This is a genomic window from Pseudoxanthomonas sp. SE1 (assembly GCF_029542205.1).
Classification (GTDB): Bacteria; Pseudomonadota; Gammaproteobacteria; order Xanthomonadales; family Xanthomonadaceae; genus Pseudoxanthomonas_A.
The window spans coordinates 782,072-802,217 of the sequence record NZ_CP113783.1; the positions used below are offsets into that span (position 1 = coordinate 782,072).

Below are 20,146 nucleotides of genomic sequence, written 5' to 3' on the forward strand. Positions count from 1 at the left end.
GCTGCCAAAGCTAGACGTAAAAAGGGTCCGTTCAAACGGACCCTTTTTCTTTAACTGGGCTATTGTCGACTGCGTTCGGCATACGGATAAGGAGTCGCACGACTAGGCGCAGGCTGACCCATGATGTCGGCAACGGTAGTCCACTTCCAGCCTTCGGAAGCGATGCACGGAGCTATGATGCGTTCGATTGCATGCGCCATGGTGCCGTCGACTTGCGATTTCTCCTGTTCAAAATCCGAGCGGCTAAGGCCGATTTCAATCAGTGGGCGAATCGCCTGCAAGCGAGCCCAAAACATGCTGCCGGACACGAACCTAGATTCGCTGAGGTCCGTGAGTGATAGGCCCAAACGCCCTGCTAGTCGCGACACCGCAGGTGCATTTGCTCCCCAATAGTAGCTCATGGGTTGGACATGCCCCTCGGGCGCCACGAGTCCCAAGTCGGGATCCTTAGAAAACGCATCGAGGACCGTTTGTGCGCGGACTCCGGAAACAAGACTGGAAACTAGCTCGCGCCTCCACTGGTCGCCATCGTTTCTATGGGGGGATCGTTTAGTGTGGAGCTTCAGAATCAACTGCTCTCCTTCCTGGATTAGGCGCGCGGCAATCTCAAGGAACGGCAGAATATCCCGGCCTCTATTCTCGATAACGTGAATACGATGTTGCAGATCACACTGACGTAGCATGTCTTCGGTAGGCTTGGCTTTTTCGGGCGTGGTGGAGACTTCTAGTTGCCAAGGAATCTCGCAATTTCGGAGTTGAGCCAATATCTCCGCCAGCACATCCAAGTGCCATGCATGGAGCACAACGATCGGCCTGATCCGGTGTGGCCCTTGTTCGAAGAGCGCTAAGCGGGTACTTGATAAATGGGAGTATCCAGATCGAGCGTCGGGTTCTAGCACCGCGCCTTCCGCCCATTCATTCCAAGCGTTGATGAATATCGGGGCTTGCTCTCGCTGCTGCGTTGCCCACTCTATGCTACGACGGAGCCAGCGCTCGTAGCGGAAAGGCGCGGAGCATACATACGTTGTTCCGCGTCCTGGACGGCGCGCCTCATTGTCCCAGCCGGTATTGACGCCGGGAAACAGTCTATAGCTCCTGGATGCGCGTAAAGACTTCTCGAAATTCTTACTGAGTTTGTGCCAATCACGGATCGTACCCGCATAGTGTGGATTGATTAGATGAACGTCATCACCAACCAATGCAGCAGATGACATATTCGGAGGGAACTGAATCGCGCTATCGAAGCCGAGTGAAGCGGGAGCCGGAAGCTCAAAGCTTTGGACGTATGCGAGATGAACTTCACCTACGCCATTATCACGGCACGAGTGACGCCAACGTTCCGCAGTGGCGGCAGCGTCCGGGAGTAGTGCGGGACGATAAACCAGAAGAACAGGCTTGCCATCAACCCGCAGATATCGCGGGTCTCGCATGTACTCCGCGACATGCTCGATGAACGCGATATCGTCTTCAAGCGAATGCTGTTGGCCAATCAGGATCTCATCGCCGCGGCCATCCCAAGTGCGGGTCCATTTTTCGTTAGCCCAGCACAGGCAGAACTTCAGATCGATGGTCTTGTCGTTGAGCCAGTTGCGTAGCGGGGTTTCGAGCAGGGTCTTGCCGCCGAACCAGTAGAAGTAGAAGCAGAACGCGCTGATGCCGTACTCGCGGGCAAGGCGTGCCTGCTCGTGCATGACCTCGACGTTGCGCAGATCGTAGAAGCCGAGGTCGCCCGGTAGCTTGGGTTGGTAGTGGCCTTCGAACTGGGGCAGGGCACGTGTGACGTTGCGCCATTCGGTGAAGCCCTTGCCCCACCACTCGTCATTCTCGGGAATGGTGTGGAACTGCGGCAGGTAGAACGCGACGAGCGTGGCAGGCAGTGGATCGGGCAGTTCGCCTTTTTTATAGGGCACATAGCCGATGGCGCGCTCATCGGAGCGGACGTACGGTCTGCGCGGCAGGTCGCCGGTCGGTGCCTTGCCTTTGGGGCCTTCCGGCACCCAATGGCCTTTCGTGTCCAGAAAGCGCTCGCGCAATTTGTCGCGCGTGCCCTGCGGCATCGGCGTCAGCCGGAATGCCGTTCGCAGCGCGTAGAAAAGGCCGGTGCGAAGGCGGCGTGACAATGGAGTCGCCACAAGCGTCCTAGAGGTTCTGGTAATTCGGCCCCGAGCCGCCTTCCGGCGTTACCCAGTCGATGATCTGGTAGGGGTCCTTGATGTCGCAGGTCTTGCAGTGGACGCAGTTGGCGGCGTTGATCTGCAGGCGCTTGCCGGTGCCGTCGTCGACGATTTCATACACCCCTGCCGGGCAGAAGCGTGTGCAGGGGTTGTCGTATTCGGCGGTGCAGCGGGTGATGCAGACGGAGGTGTCGTGCACGCGTAGATGGACGGGTTGGTCTTCGTCGTGTTCGGTGGCGGCGAAGTAGACACCCTGCAGGCGGTCGCGCGGGGCCAGAGTGCGGTCGACGTAATCGCGCTTCGGTTCCTCGTGCTCGCCGACCTTGTCGAGTGACGACCAGTCGGGTTTCACCTTCAGCGTCCATGGCGACAAACCGCCCACGGCGGTTTCCCATGCCGCGTTCGCCATGCCGAACCACAGGCCCTTCTTGAAACCCGGCTTGATGTTGCGCACGGACTTCAGTTCCGCCATCGCATCCGACCCGCGCAGCTTCGCATCGAAACCCTCCGGCGCGAGTTGCGACGACACCAGGTGCTCGGCCGCCAGCATGCCGCTGCGGATCGCCTGGTGCGTGCCCTTGATCTTCGGCACGTTGAGCAGGCCGGCGGTATCGCCGATCAGCAGTGCGCCGGGCATCTCGACCTTCGGCAGTGACTGCCAGCCGCCGGTGACGATGGCGCGTGCGCCGGCGGACAGGATGTTGCCACCCTCCAGGATCGGCTTGATCAGTGGGTGGTTCTTCCACTGCTGGAAGGCTTCCCACGGCTTGTACTCTGGATCCTTGTAGTCCAGGCCGCTGACGTAGCCCAGCGCGATCTGGTTGTTTTCCAAGTGATACAGGAAGCTGCCGCCGTAGATGTCGTTGCTGGCGGGCCAACCGAGGGTATGCACGATCTTGCCGGGCGTGACGCGGCCTTCCGGCACCTGCCACAGTTCCTTGATGCCGATCGAATACGCCTGCGGGTCGCTGTCCTTGTCCAGGGCGAAGCGCTTCACCAGCCGCTTGGTCAGGTGCCCGCGCGCGCCTTCGGCGAGCACGGTGACCTTGGCGCGGATGTCGATGCCCTGCGTGTAGCCAGGCTTGTGGCTGCCGTCCTTCGCGATGCCCATGTCGCCGATGCGCACGCCGACGACCTTGCCATCGTCGTCATGCAGCGTCTCGGCGGCGGCGAAGCCCGGGTAGATCTCGACGCCCAGCGCTTCGGCCCGCGGCGCCATCCAGGCGCACATGGCGCCGAGCGAGACGATGAAGTTGCCGTGGTTGCGCATGCCCGGCGGCACGATCGGGAACTTGCGGCCGCCGTCCTTGCTGAAGTACCAGAACTCGTCGTCCGTGGCCGGCACGCAGACCGGCGGCGGATTGTCGCGCCAGCCCGGCAGCAGCGCGTCGAGCGGTTGGGGCTCGATCACCGCGCCGGACAGGATATGCGCGCCGATGGTGCTGGCCTTCTCGATCACGCAGACCGAGATGTCGGGGTTCAGCTGCTTGAGCCGGATGGCGAACGCGAGGCCGGCCGGCCCCGCGCCGACGGTCACGACGTCGTACTCCATCACATCGCGTTCGACATCGGACATCGGGCTCGGCTCCAGCATGGCGTTAGGCTCCCCGCATTTTCGGCGTTTGCGCCGGAAGGGGCAAATCCGCGAGCATCGTCGGCATGACCATACCCCTGCCGCTCGATGCGCATGGAAGCGAAGTGATGCTGCCGGGCGCACGTCTCGCCTACCAGCCAGCTTGGCTACCCCTGGCGGAGGCGGATGCGCTTTTCGGCGAACTGCAGCGCTCTCTCCCGTGGAGCGTGCACCGCATTCGTGTGTTCGGCCGCAGCGTCGATTCGCCGAGGTTGAGCGCATGGATCGGCGATGCGGATGCCGTCTACCGCTATTCCGGCAGCGATTTCGAGCCGCATCCGTGGATTCCCGCCCTGGTTGGGCTACGGCAGCGTCTGCAGGACGAACTGGGCACGCCGTTCAACAGCGTGCTGGCCAATCTCTACCGCGACGGCCGCGATGCGATGGGGTGGCACAGTGACGACGAGCCGGAACTGGGTCCGCAGCCTGTCATCGCGTCCGTCAGCCTGGGAGGCGTGCGTCGGTTCCTGCTCAAGCACCGCAACGAACCCTCGATCCGGTCGGCGATCGCGTTGCCCCATGGCAGCCTGCTGGTGATGGCGGGCGATACGCAACGCCACTACCGGCATGCGCTGCCGCGTACGGCGAAACCGGTGGCGCCGCGCATCAACCTGACGTTCCGCTGGATCGATCAGGCGCGCCGTCGCTGACGTGCCGCGGGATCAGCGGGCGGCCTTCGGATCGCCGTTGCCCGACTCCAACACCCAGCCGACGATGCCGGCAGTCACCGCTTCCAGCGCCTGGTCGAACGCCGTCGCCACCTGGGCGACCTCGATGCTGGTCGCGGGCTTCTGCTGAAGGAACGTGCGCGAGGCGACCACGCGCTGATCGCGGTTGTTGACCAGCTTCGCGTTCACCTCGACGACCGCAGAGGGCTGTGTGCCACCGGCATAGTCGGCCTCGAAGCGCCGCAGGTCCATGACCAGCTTGTAGTCGCCCAGGATGCCGGCGTCGGCGCTGGCCACGGCGGGGATCCGCCCTGAATCCTCCAGCGTGCGTTGCACTGCGTCCTGCAGCATGTCGGTCGCGGGCAGCGCCCAGGACACGCCGCGGTAGACCTGCAATTCGCCGGGCGTCGGTCGCACGCTGATGCGGGGGCTGTCGATCACGCGCGCGGCGGTGGGTTTGGCGATCACCAGCGTCCACGCCACGGTGGGCCAATCGGGGCGCGCGGGCACGCGGACGTCGGGCGCGTAGATGGTGACCGGATCACGCTGTTCGCTGCCCAGGATCGAACAGCCTGCGAGCGCAATGGCGATGGGAAGGGCGATGACGAGGCGCAGCAGCTTCATTTCGGGTCGAACTCCTTGGGTGCGTCGCGGCCGAGCAGGTAGCGCGCGGGGTTGCCTTCGAGACGATCGCTGACGCGGCGCAGGTCGCGTACGAGGCCGCGCAGTTCGGTCAGCGTGGGGCCCAACTGGCCCAGGCCGTCGTTGGCGAAGCTGCTGATGGCGGCGCGGTTCTCGCCGAGGATCGCATCGGCGTTGCCGGCCGCGGAATCCAGTTTTGCCAGCGTCTTGTCCAGCTTGTCGAGGATGCCGGGCAGCTCGCGCACCAGGTTCTGGTCGAGCCGCTCGATGGTGCCGTTGGTGGTGGTGAGCGTCTTGTCCAGGTTCTGTGCGGCATCACGCGCACTGGTGATCAGCGACTCCAGTCCGTCCTCGCGGCTGGCCAGCGAGTTGCTCATCGCCTCCAGGTTGGCGAGCGTGGTGGTGATGCTGGCGACGTTCTTGTCGCTCAGTGCCTGGTCCAGGCGTTCGACGATGCGGTTGGCGGTGTCGGTGATGTTCTGCAGTGCGGACGGCGCGGTCTGGATGACGGGCGCTTCGCGCGTGTCCACGCTGGTCAGCGTCGGCGCCTGCGGGGTGCCGCCGCTGAGTTGGATGATGGTCGGGCCGGTCAGGCTGGTGATCGCCAGCTTGGCGCGGGTGTCGGTCTTCACGGGGGTATACGACTCCACGCGGATGCGCGCGATCACCTGGCGCGGGTCGTTCGGCGCCAGCGACAATTTGGTGATGGAACCGACCGCGATGCCGTTGTACTGCACCGGGCTGCCGACAGTGAGGCCGGTCACCGCCTCGCGGAACACCACCTGGTACTCCTGCCAGGTGCGCTCGGAAGAGTATTTCGCCGCCCACAGGCCGAACAGCAGAAGCGCAGCCGCGATGATGAGGGTGAAGGCCCCGATGAGGACGTAGTTGGCGCGTGTTTCCATGGATCAGACCGCCGTTTGCGATTGAAGGGGCCCGGAGGCCTGCTGTCCGTCGCGCGCAGCGCGCGCGCGGGGACCGTGGAAATATTCCTGCACCCAGGGATGGTCGAAGCGCTCCACCTCCGGCAGCGGCGCCACCGTGATCACCCGCTGATCCGCGAGCACCGCCACGCGGTCGCAGATCGCGTACAGGGTGTCCAGGTCGTGGGTGATCAGGAAGACGGTCAGGCCGAGCGCTTCCTGCAACGTCTTGATCAGCCGGTCGAACGCGGCGGCACCGATGGGGTCCAGGCCGGCGGTGGGTTCGTCGAGGAACAGCAGCGGCGGATCCAGTGCGAGCGCACGCGCCAGGCCCGCGCGCTTGCGCATGCCGCCCGACAGCTGCGATGGCAGCTTGTTGAGCGCATCCGCAGGCAGGCCGGCCAGCTTGACCTTCAGCAACGCGAGTTCGTAGCGCCAGCTGTCGGGCAGCTCCGGATGATGTTCCTTCAGCGGCACCTGTACGTTCTCGCCCACGGTCAGCGACGAGAACAGGGCGCCATCCTGGAACAGCACGCCGGTGTTGCGCTCGATGTGCTGGCGCGCGGCGGGGTCTTCCGAGCGGGCATCCTCGCCGAGCACGGTGATCTGCCCGTCGTCGGGTTGGCGCAGGCCCAGGATCGAGCGCATCAGGACCGACTTGCCGGTGCCCGAGCCACCCACGACGCCGAGGATCTCGCCGCGCCGCACGTCCAGGTCGAGGTCTTCGTGCACGGTCTGTTCGCCGAAGCGGTTGACCAGCCCGCGCACCTGGATGATGGGGGATTCGTCGGTCATGCGCCGTCACCAATCCATGTGCATGAACCACAACGCGGCCAGCGCGTCGATGATGATGACCAGCGAAATCGTCTGCACCACGCTGGACGTGGTGCGCTCGCCGACCGACTGCGCGGTGCCTTCCACGCGCAGTCCTTCCAGGCAGCCGATCAGGCCGATCACCAGCGCGAATACCGGCGCCTTCGACAGACCGACGAGGAAATGCGTCACGTCGATGGTGTCGTGCATGCGCGCGATGTACATCTGCGGTGGAATGCCGAGGTCGAACGCGCCGACGGTGACGCCGCCGGCCAGGCCGGCCATCATCGAGATGAAGGTCAACAGCGGCAGCATCACCAGCAGGGCGATCAGGCGGGGGATCACCAGCAGGTCGATCGGGTCCAGGCCCAGCGTGCGGATCGCATCGATCTCCTCGCGGCTCTTCATCGCGCCGATCTGCGCGGTGAACGCCGAGGCGGTGCGGCCGGCCAGCACGATGGCGGTCATCAGCACGGCGAACTCGCGCAGGAACGCGATGCTCACCAGTTCCACCACGTAGATCTCCGCGCCGAAGTCGCGCAGCACGGTGGAGCCGAGGAACGCGATCACCGCGCCCACCATGTACGAGAGCAGGATCACCAGCGGCACCGCATCCAGGCCGACGGCTTCCATGTGCGCCACCGTGGCCGTGGGGCGGAAGCGGCGCGGCTCCTTCACCATGCGCACCAGCTTGACCAGGTTCTCGCCGGTGAAGCTGAGCAGGGCGACGATCTCCTGCTTGTTCTCGTGCACGCGGTAGCCCAGGCGCGACAGCGCGGCGAGCACGCCGTAGTCGCGCTTGCGCGGCGGGCGGTCGTCGGCGACGTCCTCGATAGTGCTGACCAGCGCCTGGTGATCCTGGCGGAACGCGATGTCCGCCGGATCCATGCCGCGGCGCTTGGCGAAGCGCAGCAGTTGCAGCACGCCCGCCGAATCGATGCGGTTGATCGCGGTGGCGTCGAGCCGGTTGACGGCATCGGGCAGTGACTTCAACTGTTCCGCCACCGTCAGCGCACTGGCGAGCGTCCAGTCGCCCGCCAGCTTCACGCGCTGGAGGTCTCCGGGATCGGCTTCGTACTGCGGGCGGGCAAGGGTGGGGGTCATGGCGTCGCTCGGCCAAGGAGCATACAGGCTATCCCGCTGAACGTGAGCAGCACGCCTGCAAACGCACGACGGCCCATGGGTTCACGTAGCCACAGGGCGGCGAGCACGACGAGGAAGACCGAGGCGGACTCATTGAGGATGGCGGCCACGGAGGCCGAGGTGAACTTGTAGCCGCCCAGCCACAACACCATCGACAGACCCTGGCCCACCAGGGCCGCCAGCACCAGCCGATGCCAGGCGACATCGCCTGGCACGAAGTGCATGCGCTGGCGCATGGAGGGCAGCGATGCAAGGCACAGCAGGCCGGCCACCGCGCCACACAGGCGCAGCAGCGTCACCCACAACAAGGGCTGCGTCTCCAGCGTGCGCTTCACCATCACGATGGCGATCGCCATCAGTGCGATCGCCAGCACGCCGAGCAGGATGCCGCGCAGCGTGTGTGCGGGGCGCACCGCCCGCACGCGCGCGGGCATGCTGACCAGCAGCACGCCCCCGGCCACCAACAGGAAGCCCAGCCATTGCAGGCCGCCGAGGCGTTCGTCCAGGAACACGAAGCCCAGCAGCAGCACGAGCGGGCTGTAGAGATTGCCGATGACGCCCATGCGACCGGCACCCAGTTCGTTGAGGGCGCGGAAGTACAGCGTGTCCGCCAACGCGATGCCGATCACGCCGCTGGCCAGTACGAGGAGCAGTTCGCGCACCGGCATCGAGGGCCAGGCGCCCGCGTACAGCAGCAGCGCCACCGGCGCCAGCAGGCACAGCACCAGTCCGTTCTTGAGCAGGTTGAGGGTGAGCGGAGGCAGGTGCGCGCCCAGTTGTCTCGCCAGGATCACGCCCACCGCCCACGCGGCGGCACTGCCCAGCGCCATCGCTTCGCCGATTCCCACCTTGCCCCCTGACGTCATCGTCGATGCGTAGTGTAAGCAGGGATGCGTGAAGTCACCGGATGGGACTTGGGCGATACTGTGCCGATGGCCGACGACATGCTTATTTCCGCCACCTACGCCCAACGCATCGCCTTCGTGTGCGAGATCGCCGGGCGCCTGCACAGCTATGGCACCACCGCGCAGCGGCTGGAGGGAACCGTAGTGGGCCTGTCACAGCGCCTCGGCCTGGATTGCGAGCCGTGGTCGAATCCGACGGGCCTGATCCTGAGTTTCAGCGATCCCGCGCGCCCACTGGGGGCCAGCGACAGCACCCGGGTCATCCGCCTGGCGCCGGGCGAAACAGACCTGCACAAGCTCAGCGAAGCCGACCGCATCGCCGATGCGGTGTCGTCCGGCCAGATGAGCATCGCCCAGGGCCACACCGCGCTGCGCGCGCTGGACCGCACGCCGAGCCGGCGCTGGCGCGCGATGCAGATATTCGCATCGGGCCTGGCGGCCGCCGCCGTGGCGGGTCTGTGGCGGCTGCCGTGGCTGGATATCGCCACCGCAGGCCTGATCGGCGTGATCATCGGCGTACTCGGCGAACTGATCGCCCGGCGGCCGCAGATGAAGGAGGCCAGCGATGCGATCTCGGCACTGGTCGCCGGCTTCGTGGCGATCCTGGTGGCGAACTTCATCGCACCACTGAACCTCAACACGGTGATCATCGCTTCGCTGATCGTGCTGCTGCCCGGCATGGCGTTGACCAATGCGGTGAACGAGCTGACCAGCCAGCACCTGGTGTCCGGCGTGGCGCGTTTTGCGGGCGCGCTGGCGACGGTACTCAAGCTGACCGTTGGCAGCATGATCGCGGTGACACTGGCGCAGCTGCTGGGGATGTACCCGGAGGTGCGTGCCTCGCGGCCGCAGCCGGAATGGGTCGAGTGGGGCGCGATGGTGTTCGCCGCCTATGCCTTTGCCGTGCTGTTCAAGGCGCACAAGCGCGACTATTTCTGGGTGATGGCCGCGGCCATCGCCGGTTACAGCATCTCGCGCTACGCCGGTCAGGCATGGGGCAGCCCGGTCGGTATCTTCCTGTCGGCGCTGACGCTCACGGCGGCCGGCAACGCGTTCGCGCGCTGGGCCAACCGGCCGGGCGCGCTGATCCGCGTGCCGGGCATCCTGATGCTGGTGCCGGGCAGCACCAGCTTGCGCGGGCTGCTGACGCTGGTGCAGCAGCAGGACGTGGGCGTGGGGCAGTCCGCGTTGCTGGCGGTCACCAACGTGGTGATGGCGCTGATCGCGGGCCTGCTGTTCGGCAACCTGCTGATCTCCTCGCGCAAGAATCTCTGAAGGGCGCAAAAGAAAACGGGAGGCCATTGCCTCCCGTTTTCTTGATTGCCACGATGGCGATTACTTCTTCTTGATCAGGAAGTCGTCGGCCTTCTTGCCCTTGGCGATCAGTGCGGCCATCCAGCGCGGATGCTTGCCGCGGCCGGTCCAGGTTTCCTTCGGGTTGGCCGGATTGCGGTACTTCGGGGCGACCTTGCCCAGCTTCTTGCCGGCGCGTGGGCCGGGTTTCGTCGCCGCCTTGGCGGGACGCGTGCCCCCCATGCCGAACAGTTCCTCAAGCGTATAGCCCTCGGCCTTGGCGAACTTGGTGATCTTGCTGCGGATGGTGGCAATGGGTGTGCGCTTGGCCAGCTTGGTCTGCTGTTCCTTGGCCTTGGCGATCAGGGCGCCAAGTTCCTTGGCGGACAGGTTACGCAGGTCGATCGACATCAACTATCTCCAGTCAGGAAGGGGAAAGCCCATCCTTGGCGGTGTCCCGATGATAATGGACGAGTTAATGGCGGCACAAATCACACCAGGCGTGGGCGCCGCCCGTTAGCGCCCACGCATGCAGCGCGCGATCAACCGTGCAGGCGCGCCAGCAGTTCGTCGCGACTAACGTTCTCGGCCTCCGCCGCCCGGCGCGCGCGATATTCGAACGTGCCCGCCGCCAGCCCGCGCTCGGACACCACCACACGGTGGGGAATGCCGATCAGTTCGATGTCGGCGAACATTGCGCCGGGACGCAGGCCGCGGTCGTCCAGCACCGCTTCGATGCCAGCGGCCTGCAGCTCGTCGAGCAGCGCTTCGGCAGCACTGTTCACTGCGGCGTCGTTCTTCGGATTGATCATGCACACGGCCACCGTCCACGGCGCCATCGGCACGGGCCAGATGATGCCGTTGGCGTCATGGTTCTGCTCGATGGCCGCGGCCACGATGCGCGACACGCCGATGCCATAGCAGCCCATCGCGGGCGTGGCGGCCTTGCCGGTCTCGTCCAGCACGGTGAACTTCATCGCTTCGCTGTACTTGCGGCCGAGCTGGAACACATGGCCCACCTCGATGCCGCGGACGATGCGGATTTCGCCGCCATCGGCGGCCCTGTCGCCTTCCACCACGTTGCGGATGTCGGCCACGGTCTCCGGTTCCGGCAGGTCGCGGCCCCAGTTGACGCCCGTCAGGTGGAAGCCGGCTTCGTTGGCGCCGACGACGAAATCCGCCATCGCCGCCACGTCGCGGTCGGCGACCACGCGGATCGCCTGCTTCGCGCCGATCGGACCGAGGAAGCCCGGCTCGCTGCCCAGGTGGGCGAGGATCTCCGATTCCGTCGCCAGTCGGTACTCGGCCAAGCCGGCGACCTTGCCCAGCTTGATCTCGTTGACGGCATGGTCGCCGCGCACCAGGGCCAGCACGAAGCCGCCGTCGGTCATGACGGCCACCGACTTCACCGTGCGCTGCAGCGGAATGCCGAGCAGTGCGGCGACGTCCTCGCAGGTCTTCTGCGTGGGCGTGGCGATCTTGTTCATCGCTTCCGAAGCGGCGGCGCGCGGGCCCGGTGCGGCCGCCTGCGCGGTTTCGACATTCGCGGCATAGTCGGAACCGGTGGAGAACGCGATGGCGTCCTCGCCAGAATCCGCCAGCACGTGGAACTCCTGCGAGGCGTCGCCGCCGATGGCGCCGCTGTCGGCCTGCACGGCACGGAAGTCCAGGCCCAGCCGCGTGAAGATGCGCGTGTACGCCGCATGCATGTTGCGGTATTCGCGCACCAGGTCCTCGTCGGTGATGTGGAAGGAGTAGGCATCCTTCATCACGAACTCGCGCGCGCGCATCACGCCGAAGCGCGGGCGGATCTCGTCGCGGAACTTGGTCTGGATCTGGTAGAAGTTGACCGGCAGCTGCTTGTAGCTGGACAGTTCCTGGCGCGCGAAGTCGGTGACGGCTTCTTCCGCGGTGGGGCTGTAGCAGAACGCCTGTTCCTTGCGGTCGGTGATCTTCAGCAGCTGGCCGCCGAACTTCTCCCACCGGCCCGTCTCTTCCCACAGCTCGCGCGGCTGGATGGTCGGCATGATCATCTCGATCGCGCCGGCATGGTTCATTTCCTCGCGCACCACGGTCTCCACCTTGCGCAGCACGCGCAGGCCCAGCGGCGACCAGGTGTACAGGCCGGCGGCCAGCTTGCGGATCATGCCGGCGCGCAGCATCAGCTGGTGGCTGACCAGTTCGGCGTCGGCCGGGGTTTCCTTGGTGGTGCGGAGGTGGAACTGCGACAGACGCATCGGCATGGGGATCCGGGAGGGACGAACCGCCTATTTTGCCAGCGTTGGCCGCACCCGGGGCGGCGGCGGGTCAATCCGCGTCGGTGGCCGCGTCCCCGCTCACGCGGATGCCGGCCGGGGCGTCGCGGTCGATGCGCTCGAAGTGGCGGTCCTTCGGGGGCTGTTCGGTGATCTGCAGTACGCCGGCGTCGTCGCGCCAGCGGTATAGCGAAGGGCGGGCGTCGCGAGCCTGGGCATCGGCCGCCTGGTCCGCGCGGGCCTGCTTGCGTGCCCCGGCATCCGGCGATTCGCGGGCCAGCCACCAGGCCACGCCGGCGCCCAGCGCCACGCCCGCCACGATGGCCAGCCAGGCGCGCACGGAGAGGGTCAGGCGCCGGCTGCGGGCTTGCAGTACGCCTTCACGGCGGCTTCGGCCAGGCTCTGCTGGCTGGCGCGCCCGGCGTCGTCAAGCGTGGTGTCCGGCTTGCCGTCGCCGTCGGTGTCCTGCTGCACGGCCCCCTTGTTGGTGGCCAGGATCTGCAGGTTCATGCGCGCGGTGATGCATTGCGGGTTCTCGACCGACTTGCCGGCGGGCTGCACCTCTGCCGCCGGGGCGCCGTACTGGTTGATGCGCCGGTTCTGCACGGTCTGGTTCGGCGGCGGGCTGTCCGCGTAGTGGGTCACGCCGTTCTTGTCCTTCCACTGGTAGACCTGCTGGGCCTGCGCGGTGGAGGCGGTTGCCAGGCAGAGCGCCAGCACGGACAGGCAGGGCAGGAGGCGCATGGGAAGCTCCGGATCACGGGGGCCCTGATTGCAGCACCCCCGGGGCGCGCAGGCAAGCCGGTTGGCGGGGTGCTGGGCTAAACTGCGACCCATGAACGAAATCACGCCGCCCCCGCGCTCCCGCGGGATTTACCTGCTGCCCAACCTGTTCACCACTGCGGGCCTGTTTGCCGGGTTCTTCGCGATCATCGCCGCGGCCAACGGACAGTTCGTGAACGCCGCCATCGCGGTGTTCGTCGCGGGCCTGATGGACGGCATCGACGGGCGCGTGGCGCGCCTGACCGGCACTAGCAGCGAGTTCGGCGTGCAGTACGACTCGCTGGCCGACCTGGTCAGCTTCGGCCTGGCGCCGTCGCTGGTGATGTACCACTGGTCGCTGTCGGCGCTGAAGTTCGACGGCGGCGTGATGGGGCGCGTGGGCTGGGTGGTGGCGTTCCTTTATGCGGCGTGCGCGGCGCTGCGGCTGGCCCGCTTCAATACGCAGGTCGGCACGGTGGACAAGCGCTGGTTCGTCGGCCTGGCCAGTCCGGCCGCGGCGGGGTTGATGATGTCTTTCGTTTGGGCGTTCGCGGACGGCGAGCTGGGCTGGACCGGTGAGGAGCTGCGCTATGTCGCGCTTGCGGTCACGCTGGTTGCCGCGCTGCTGATGGTCAGCCGTATCCGCTTCTGGAGCTTCAAGGGCACGGGCGAAGGCGGTGCGAAGGCCGACCGCATCCCGTTCGTGGTGCTGGCGCTGGTGCCGCTGGTGCTGGCGATCCTGTTCATCGACCTGCCGCGCACGTTGCTGGCCGTGGGCGTCGTCTACGCCCTGTCCGGTCCGGGTTTCTGGCTGTGGCAGCGGATGCGCCGCAACAAGGACGGCGCGGCATGACATTCGCGTCGGACCGTCTGTGGTCGGCCGAGCAGCAAGGGTGGCTGCGCGCGCTGGGCCATACGGTGTACCTGCCGGCTGACTGGCCGACCGAAGCTGGCGCGCCGCCGGCCATGGAGGCGGCGCCTGCCCGCGTCGCGACCGATCTTGCTCCGCCGGTCGCGCGCGCGCGTCCTCCCGCGCGTGAGGTCATCGATGTGCCGCGGCCTGCGCGTCAGGCGCCCGCGTCCCGCCCGCCTGGATCACGGTTGCCGGACCGGCTGCACTTCGCGTTGATCCGCGCCTCCGGCTGCAACCCGAATGCGCCCGGCGCAGCCGAGCTGTTCGCCCAGTGGCCCAGTTCCGCGGAACTGCGTGGCAACCCGGCTGCCAAGCGTGCGTTGTGGCCCGTGCTGAGGCGGCTGCGGCGCGGGGCATCCACGTGAGTGCGCGGGGCGCCGAAGCGTCGCCGGCGTCCGTCTCCAGCCTGCGCCCGATGCGCGAGGGCGACCTTGACGCCGTGATGGCGATCGAGCAGCGCGCCTATCCCTTTCCGTGGACGCGCGGCATCTTCCGCGACTGCCTGAAGGCGGGTTACCCCTCGTGGGTGATGACGGAACACGGCATGGTGATCGGCTACGGATTGCTCAGCATCGCCGCCGACGAGGCGCATGTGCTGAACATCTGCATCGCCCCCGAACGCCAGGGCCGCGGCCTGGGCCGCTACCTGTTGCGGGCGCTGGTGAAGATCGCCCGCGACCTGCGCGTGCAGCGCGTGTTCCTGGAAGTCCGACCGTCCAATCCCGGTGCCATCACGCTGTACCACAGCGAAGGCTTCAACGAGATCGGCCGCCGCCCGCGCTACTACCCGGCCCGCGATGGACGCGAGGATGCGCTGGTGATGGCGATCGAACTGGTCGCCGATGACATCGCCACGATGCCGCCGCTGTAGGGAGTCTGTCCGTCAGGCTGTTCTGTAATTCCTGCGGCTTTCAACAGCCGGATGGCTGGTCAGGCGGGAATCCCCCCTGCTTCTGGCTGCGCTGAAGAGACAACGGCAACGTCAAAATGGATCCCAGCGTTCGCTGGGATGACGACTGGATGCCGTCAGCCCAGCTTCGCGCGCTGTCCGTGCAGGGCGACCAGCTGGTTGCTCCAGTCGGCCAGGCGCTGCCGCTCCTGCTCCACTACCGCCGCCGGCACCTTGTCGGTGAACTTGGCCAGCTTGGCCTCGCTCTTGTCCTTCTCGGCGGCGACGCGGGCGATGTCTTTGTCCAGACGGGTGCGCTCGGCATCCAGGTCGACCAGTCCTTCCAGCGGGACCAGCAGCTTCAGTTCTCCGACCACGGCGGCTGCGGACGCCGGTGCATCCGCGCCGGCCTCGAGCCATGCGATGTCGTCCAGCTTCAGCAGGAACGCGAGCGACGAAGCGAAGCGCGTGATGCGCACGCGGTCGTTGTCATGGCCGTCCTGCAGCAGCAAGCGGATGGTCTTTGCCGGCGAGACGTTCAATTCGCTGCGCACGCGGCGGAGCGTGGAGACCATGGTCTTCAGCCACTCCACGTCGGCATCGGCCTGCGCGTACTCCTGGCCGGCGAAATCGGCGGCGGTCGGGTAGGGGCGCAGCGAGACCGTGCCGCCTTCAATGCCGAGCTTCGGCGCGACCTGCTGCCACAGTTCCTCGGTGACGAATGGCGTCAGCGGATGCAGCAGGCGCAGCAGCGCTTCCAGCACATACAGCAGTGTGCGGCGGGTGCTGTCGGCGGCTGCGTCGTCGTCGCCGTTCAATGCAGGCTTGGCCAGTTCGACAAACCAGTCGCAGAACTCGTTCCAGGCGAATTCGTACAGCGCCTGCGACAGCAGGTCGAAGCGGTAGGCGGCGAACTGGGTTTCGACCTCGGCGGTGACCTTGGCCAGGCGCGAGAGGATCCACTTCTCGGCGTCGGTGACGGGCGTGAGTGTAGGAGGGGCTTCAGCCCCGACTGTGTCCGAGGCCGATGCGGTCGGGGCTGAAGCCCCTCCTACAACGAAGCCGTCGGTGTTCATCAGCACGAAGCGGGTGGCGTTCCACAGCTTGTTGCAGAAGTTCTTGTAGCCCTCGGCGCGGCCCATGTCGAACTTGATGTCGCGGCCATGGGTCGCCAAGGCGGCGATGGTGAAGCGCAGCGCGTCGGCGCCGTGCGGAACGATGCCGTCCGGGAACTCCTTGCGCGTGGCCTTCTCGATCTTCTCGGCCATCTTCGGCTGCATCAGGCCGCCGGTGCGCTTGGCCACCAGGTCTTCCAGCGAGATGCCATCGATGATGTCGAGCGGGTCGAGCACGTTGCCCTTCGACTTGGACATCTTCTGGCCGTCCTTGTCGCGGATCAGGCCGGTCATGTAGACGTCGCGGAACGGCACCTGGCCGACGAAGCTGTCGGTGGCCATCACCATGCGCGCCACCCAGAAGAAGATGATGTCGAAACCGGTGACCAGCACCGACGACGGCAGGTAGCGGTCGAAGCCGCGCGCGGCCATCGCCTGTTCGTCCGGCCAGCCCATCGTGCTGAACGGCCACAGCTGCGAGGAGAACCAGGTTTCCAGCACGTCGCTGTCCTGCGTCAGCGCGATGTCGGCGGACAGGCCGGCCTTCGCGCGCGCCTCCGCTTCGTCGCGGCCGACGTAGCAGTTGCCCGAGTCATCGAACCAGGCCGGGATGCGATGGCCCCACCAGAGCTGGCGGCTGATGCACCAGTCCTGGATGTTCTCCATCCAGTGGCGGTAGGTGTTGATCCAGTTCGGCGGGACGAACTTCACCTCGCCCGACTCGACGAGCTCCAGGCCGCGCTTGGCCAGCCCATCCATCTTCACGAACCACTGGTCGGTCAGGTAGGGCTCGATCACCTGGTTGGTGCGGTCGCCACGCGGCACTTGCAGTTTGTGGGGCTTGGTCTCGACCAGCAGGCCGAGGTCTTCGAGGTCCGCGAGCACGACCTTGCGTGCTTCATAGCGGTCGAGACCGCGGTACTTCTCCGGCGCGTTATCGTTGATCGCCGCGGTCGGCGTCAGCAGGTTGATCAGCGGCAGGTCGTGGCGCAGGCCCACCTGGTAATCGTTGAAGTCATGCGCCGGCGTGACCTTGACCACGCCCGTGCCGAACTCGCGGTCGACGTACTCGTCGGCGATGACCGGGATCTCGCGCTCGGTCAGTGGCAGCTTCACCGTCTTGCCGATCAGATGTGCGTAGCGCTCATCCTCCGGATGCACCATCACCGCGGTGTCGCCGAGCATGGTTTCCGGGCGCGTAGTGGCGACGACCAGCGAACCGCTGCCGTCGGCGAGTGGATATTCGATCGACCACAGGAAGCCGTCTTCCTCGACGTTCTCCACTTCCAGGTCGGAAATCGCGGTCTTCAGTACCGGGTCCCAGTTGACCAGGCGCTGGCCGCGATAGATCAGGCCCTGCTCGTGCCAGCGCACGAACGCTTCGATGACGGCCTTCGATGCGTCCTCGTCCATCGTGAACGTGCTGCGCGACCAGTCGCCCGACGCACCCATGCGGCGCATCTGCCGCTCGATGGTGTCGCCGGACTGCGCCTTCCACTCCCACACCTTGGCGATGAAGCCGTCGCGACCCAGTGAATCGCGCGTCTCGCCCTTGCCTTCCAGCGCCAGGTTGCGGCTGACCACCATCTCCGTGGCGATGCCCGCATGGTCGGTACCCATCTGCCACAGCGTGTCGTAGCCGCGCATGCGGTGGTAGCGCACCAGTGCGTCCATCAGCGTGTGCTGGAACGCATGGCCCATGTGCAGCGTGCCGGTGACGTTCGGCGGTGGCAGCAGCACGGTGTACGGTTCGCCCCGGCCACTGGGCTTGAAGTAGCCGGCGGCTTCCCACTGCGAGTACAGGCGGGATTCGAAGGATTTCGGGTCGTAGCTGGAGGCGAGGTCGGTCATGGGGTTCCGGCGGATGTTTGAGTCGTCATCCCGGCGAACGTCGGGATCCATCTTGATCTTGCATTTGCGTTGTCTGGCGCGAGGCCACCGCAACGGCAAATTGGATGCCAGCGTTCGCTGGAATGACGGGTGTTACATATCGTGCTTGTTCACTTCAAAACCGCGCGCCTTGTACTGCTTCCAGCGCTCGCGCAGCGGTTCGCGCGCGGACGGGTCGGCGGGGACCACTTCCAGTACGCGTTCGCAGGCACCGGCGAACGCATCGTCGCGCAGGTTGATGACCAGCGCGCGCGCGGGCACGTCGACCTCCGGCGTGGCGATCAGCACGGGCGTCAACTCGTCCTCTTCGTCACCGGCGATCTGGTGCGGGATGTAGGCGTCCGGATCGAACTCCCACAGCAGTTCGTCCAGTTCCTCCGCCTGCGCGGCATCGCGTGCCACGATCAGCGTCCACTGGTTGCTGTCGTAGGCCTTGCGGACCAGTTCGCACACCAGCTTGAGCGGTTCCTCAAGGAACCGCGGCTTGGCGATCAGGTAGAAGTCAGCTCTCGGCATGGGGACGGGTTCTGTAGGAGCGGGCCATGCCCGCGATGCTTTTCCATGATGGTCGCGCCCACAGGGCGCTCCTACACGTGGGCATCATCCCGCAGTCCGGTCCAGCAGCCACTGGCTCAGCAGGCCGACCGGGCGACCGGTGGCCATCCCACGCTTGCCTTCGTCGTTGGCCACGCCGGCGATGTCCAGGTGCGCCCAGCGCTGGCCTTCGGTGAAGCGGGCCAGGAAGCAGCCGGCCGTGATGGCACCGGCCCAGCGGCCGCCGATGTTGTAGACATCGGCGAAGCTGGATTCGAGCTGGGTCTGGTACTCGTCCCACAGCGGCAGGCGCCAGGCGCGGTCGAAGACGGTTTCGCCGGCGCCCAGCAGCTCGTTGCTGAGGTCGTCGTGCTTGCTCATCAGGCCGCTGGCGTAGCGGCCCAGCGCGACGATGCAGGCGCCGGTCAGCGTGGCCACGTCGACCAGCGCGGCGGGCTTGAAGCGCTCGGCGTAGGTCAGGGCGTCGCACAGGATCAGGCGGCCCTCGGCGTCGGTGTTGCCGACTTCGATCGTCTTGCCGGACATGCTGGTGATGACGTCGGACGGACGATAGGCGTTGCCGTCGATGGCGTTCTCCACCGCCGGCACGATCACCACCAGGTTCAGCGGCAGCTTCATCTTCACGGCGGCCACGAAGGTGCCCAGCACGCTGCCTGCGCCCAGCATGTCGTACTTCATTTCCTCGATGCCGCCCTGCGTCTTCAGGTTGACGCCACCGGTATCGAAGGTGATGCCCTTGCCGACCAGCACGTAGGGCTTGGCGTCTGCGTCCGCCGCGCCGTTCCACTTCAGCACGATCAGGTGCGGACGGTTGGCCGAGCCGCGCGCCACGGCCAGCAGCGAGCCCATGCCGAGCGCTTCCATCTGCGTCTCGTCGAGGATCTCGGCCTCGGCGCCGTTCTCGGATGCGTACTTCCGTGCCTGCTCGGCCAGGTAGGCCGGATTGCAGATGTTCGGCGGCAGGTTGCCCAGCTCGCGGGTGACCTGCACGCCGGCGGCGACGGCGACGCCCTGCGCCAGTGCCTGCTCGTCGTCGCCGGTGACGGCGAACTGCGTCAGGCCCGGATCGTCGTTCTTCTTCTTGCCCAGCGTGGCGGTGTAGCGGTAGCAGGCATGGTCGGCCGCGATCACCGCCTGACGGATCTTCCACGCGGCATCGCGGTCCTTCACGTCCACCTCGGACAGGGTGAACAGCGCTGACTTCACCGGGCCGGTCTTCAGGGTGCGGGCGGTATCACCCACCGCTTTCAGATACTGGGCGACGCCGAACTTCGCGGTCTCACCCAGCCCTACCACCAGCACCCGCGGCGCGACTACGCCGGGCAGGTCGTGCAGCAGGGTGGTCTTGCCGGTCTTGCCGCCGATGTCGCCCCGCTGGACCAGCGCCGACAGCTTGCCGCCGCTGGCCGCGTCCAGCGCCTGGCCGGCCGCGGTCAGGCTCTTGTCGGCGTAGGCGCCTACCACGATGCAATCGACGCCGGCCTGGGCGGGGGCTTCGTGGTTCAGGGTGAATTCCAGCGTCATTGATCAGATTCCCGGTTCAGTTACGTACAATCGCAGGCCGGATGAAGGT

General features: G+C 66.3%; 18 protein-coding genes and 1 pseudogene. 5 read left to right on the forward strand and 14 right to left on the reverse strand.

Annotated elements, in window-relative coordinates; genetic code table 11:
• Nucleotides 1-59 precede the first annotated feature (59 nt).
• Both OY559_RS03555 and OY559_RS03560 read right to left on the reverse strand, forming a co-directional pair.
• A complete protein-coding gene (locus tag OY559_RS03555; protein ID WP_343228758.1) occupies nucleotides 60-2,120 on the reverse strand; it encodes a glycoside hydrolase family 99-like domain-containing protein in 2,061 nt (686 codons plus the stop codon).
• A 19-nt stretch (nucleotides 2,121-2,139) separates the two neighbouring features.
• Nucleotides 2,140-3,768, reverse strand: a complete 1,629-nt coding sequence (locus OY559_RS03560) for an electron transfer flavoprotein-ubiquinone oxidoreductase (protein WP_277728740.1) — start codon at nucleotides 3,766-3,768, stop codon at nucleotides 2,140-2,142.
• 65 nt (nucleotides 3,769-3,833) lie between these two features.
• Here OY559_RS03560 and OY559_RS03565 point away from each other — a divergent pair, with 65 nt between their 5' ends.
• Nucleotides 3,834-4,457, forward strand: a complete 624-nt coding sequence (locus tag OY559_RS03565; RefSeq protein WP_277728741.1) for an alpha-ketoglutarate-dependent dioxygenase AlkB family protein — start codon at nucleotides 3,834-3,836, stop codon at nucleotides 4,455-4,457.
• Between the two features lie 12 nt (nucleotides 4,458-4,469).
• Here the strand turns inward: OY559_RS03565 and OY559_RS03570 are convergent, their stop codons facing one another.
• The 5 genes from OY559_RS03570 to OY559_RS03590 are packed head-to-tail and all read right to left on the reverse strand — an operon-like array spanning nucleotide 4,470 to nucleotide 8,862.
• The gene (locus tag OY559_RS03570; RefSeq protein WP_277728742.1) at nucleotides 4,470-5,099 is read right to left on the reverse strand and encodes an ABC-type transport auxiliary lipoprotein family protein; all 630 of its coding nucleotides are present in this window, start codon (nucleotides 5,097-5,099) and stop codon (nucleotides 4,470-4,472) included.
• A complete protein-coding gene (locus tag OY559_RS03575) occupies nucleotides 5,096-6,022 on the reverse strand; it encodes an MlaD family protein (RefSeq protein WP_277728743.1) in 927 nt (308 codons plus the stop codon). Before OY559_RS03575 ends, OY559_RS03570 begins: the two co-directional genes overlap by 4 nt.
• 3 nt (nucleotides 6,023-6,025) lie before the next feature.
• Nucleotides 6,026-6,835, reverse strand: coding sequence for an ABC transporter ATP-binding protein (locus tag OY559_RS03580; RefSeq protein ID WP_277728744.1), 810 nt, complete (start codon nucleotides 6,833-6,835; stop codon nucleotides 6,026-6,028).
• A 6-nt stretch (nucleotides 6,836-6,841) separates the two neighbouring features.
• Complete coding sequence (locus OY559_RS03585) at nucleotides 6,842-7,957, reverse strand: ABC transporter permease (RefSeq protein ID WP_277728745.1); 1,116 nt, start codon at nucleotides 7,955-7,957, stop codon at nucleotides 6,842-6,844.
• Nucleotides 7,954-8,862, reverse strand: coding sequence for a DMT family transporter (locus OY559_RS03590; protein ID WP_277728746.1), 909 nt, complete (start codon nucleotides 8,860-8,862; stop codon nucleotides 7,954-7,956). The genes OY559_RS03585 and OY559_RS03590 overlap by 4 nt, the downstream gene beginning before the upstream one ends.
• A 66-nt stretch (nucleotides 8,863-8,928) precedes the next feature.
• Between OY559_RS03590 and OY559_RS03595 the strand changes: the two genes are divergently transcribed.
• The gene (locus OY559_RS03595) at nucleotides 8,929-10,176 is read left to right on the forward strand and encodes a threonine/serine exporter family protein (RefSeq protein ID WP_277728747.1); all 1,248 of its coding nucleotides are present in this window, start codon (nucleotides 8,929-8,931) and stop codon (nucleotides 10,174-10,176) included.
• 66 nt (nucleotides 10,177-10,242) lie between these two features.
• Here the strand turns inward: OY559_RS03595 and OY559_RS03600 are convergent.
• The 4 genes and pseudogenes from OY559_RS03600 to OY559_RS03615 form a co-directional block, all read right to left on the reverse strand.
• Nucleotides 10,243-10,605 (reverse strand): annotated as a pseudogene (locus tag OY559_RS03600) (H-NS histone family protein); the annotation flags it as partial.
• A gap of 131 nt (nucleotides 10,606-10,736) precedes the next feature.
• On the reverse strand, nucleotides 10,737-12,431 hold the full coding sequence (locus OY559_RS03605; RefSeq protein ID WP_277729905.1) for a proline--tRNA ligase: 1,695 nt from the start codon (nucleotides 12,429-12,431) through the stop codon (nucleotides 10,737-10,739).
• A 70-nt stretch (nucleotides 12,432-12,501) separates the two neighbouring features.
• Nucleotides 12,502-12,789: a DUF4124 domain-containing protein gene (locus OY559_RS03610; RefSeq protein ID WP_277728749.1), complete on the reverse strand. Its 288-nt coding sequence runs from the start codon at nucleotides 12,787-12,789 to the stop codon at nucleotides 12,502-12,504.
• 8 nt (nucleotides 12,790-12,797) lie between these two features.
• Nucleotides 12,798-13,193, reverse strand: coding sequence for a DUF4124 domain-containing protein (locus OY559_RS03615; RefSeq protein ID WP_142123448.1), 396 nt, complete (start codon nucleotides 13,191-13,193; stop codon nucleotides 12,798-12,800).
• 91 nt (nucleotides 13,194-13,284) lie between these two features.
• Here OY559_RS03615 and pssA point away from each other — a divergent pair, with 91 nt between their 5' ends.
• From pssA to rimI, 3 genes are read left to right on the forward strand one after another with little or no spacing between them, the layout of a single operon-like run.
• A complete protein-coding gene (pssA, locus tag OY559_RS03620; protein ID WP_277728750.1) occupies nucleotides 13,285-14,064 on the forward strand; it encodes a CDP-diacylglycerol--serine O-phosphatidyltransferase in 780 nt (259 codons plus the stop codon).
• Nucleotides 14,061-14,489, forward strand: a complete 429-nt coding sequence (locus OY559_RS03625; RefSeq protein WP_277728751.1) for an alanine acetyltransferase — start codon at nucleotides 14,061-14,063, stop codon at nucleotides 14,487-14,489. Before pssA ends, OY559_RS03625 begins: the two co-directional genes overlap by 4 nt.
• A 50-nt stretch (nucleotides 14,490-14,539) precedes the next feature.
• Nucleotides 14,540-14,995 (forward strand): ribosomal protein S18-alanine N-acetyltransferase, encoded by a 456-nt coding sequence (gene rimI, locus OY559_RS03630; RefSeq protein ID WP_277729906.1) that lies wholly within the window; start codon nucleotides 14,540-14,542, stop codon nucleotides 14,993-14,995.
• A gap of 155 nt (nucleotides 14,996-15,150) precedes the next feature.
• Here rimI and OY559_RS03635 read toward each other — a convergent pair whose 3' ends face one another.
• The 3 genes from OY559_RS03635 to OY559_RS03645 form a co-directional block, all read right to left on the reverse strand.
• Nucleotides 15,151-17,979 (reverse strand): valine--tRNA ligase, encoded by a 2,829-nt coding sequence (locus OY559_RS03635; protein ID WP_277728752.1) that lies wholly within the window; start codon nucleotides 17,977-17,979, stop codon nucleotides 15,151-15,153.
• A 132-nt stretch (nucleotides 17,980-18,111) separates the two neighbouring features.
• A complete protein-coding gene (locus tag OY559_RS03640; RefSeq protein WP_277728753.1) occupies nucleotides 18,112-18,534 on the reverse strand; it encodes a DNA polymerase III subunit chi in 423 nt (140 codons plus the stop codon).
• A gap of 84 nt (nucleotides 18,535-18,618) precedes the next feature.
• A complete protein-coding gene (locus OY559_RS03645; protein WP_277728754.1) occupies nucleotides 18,619-20,097 on the reverse strand; it encodes a leucyl aminopeptidase in 1,479 nt (492 codons plus the stop codon).
• Between the last annotated feature and the right edge of the window lie 49 nt (nucleotides 20,098-20,146).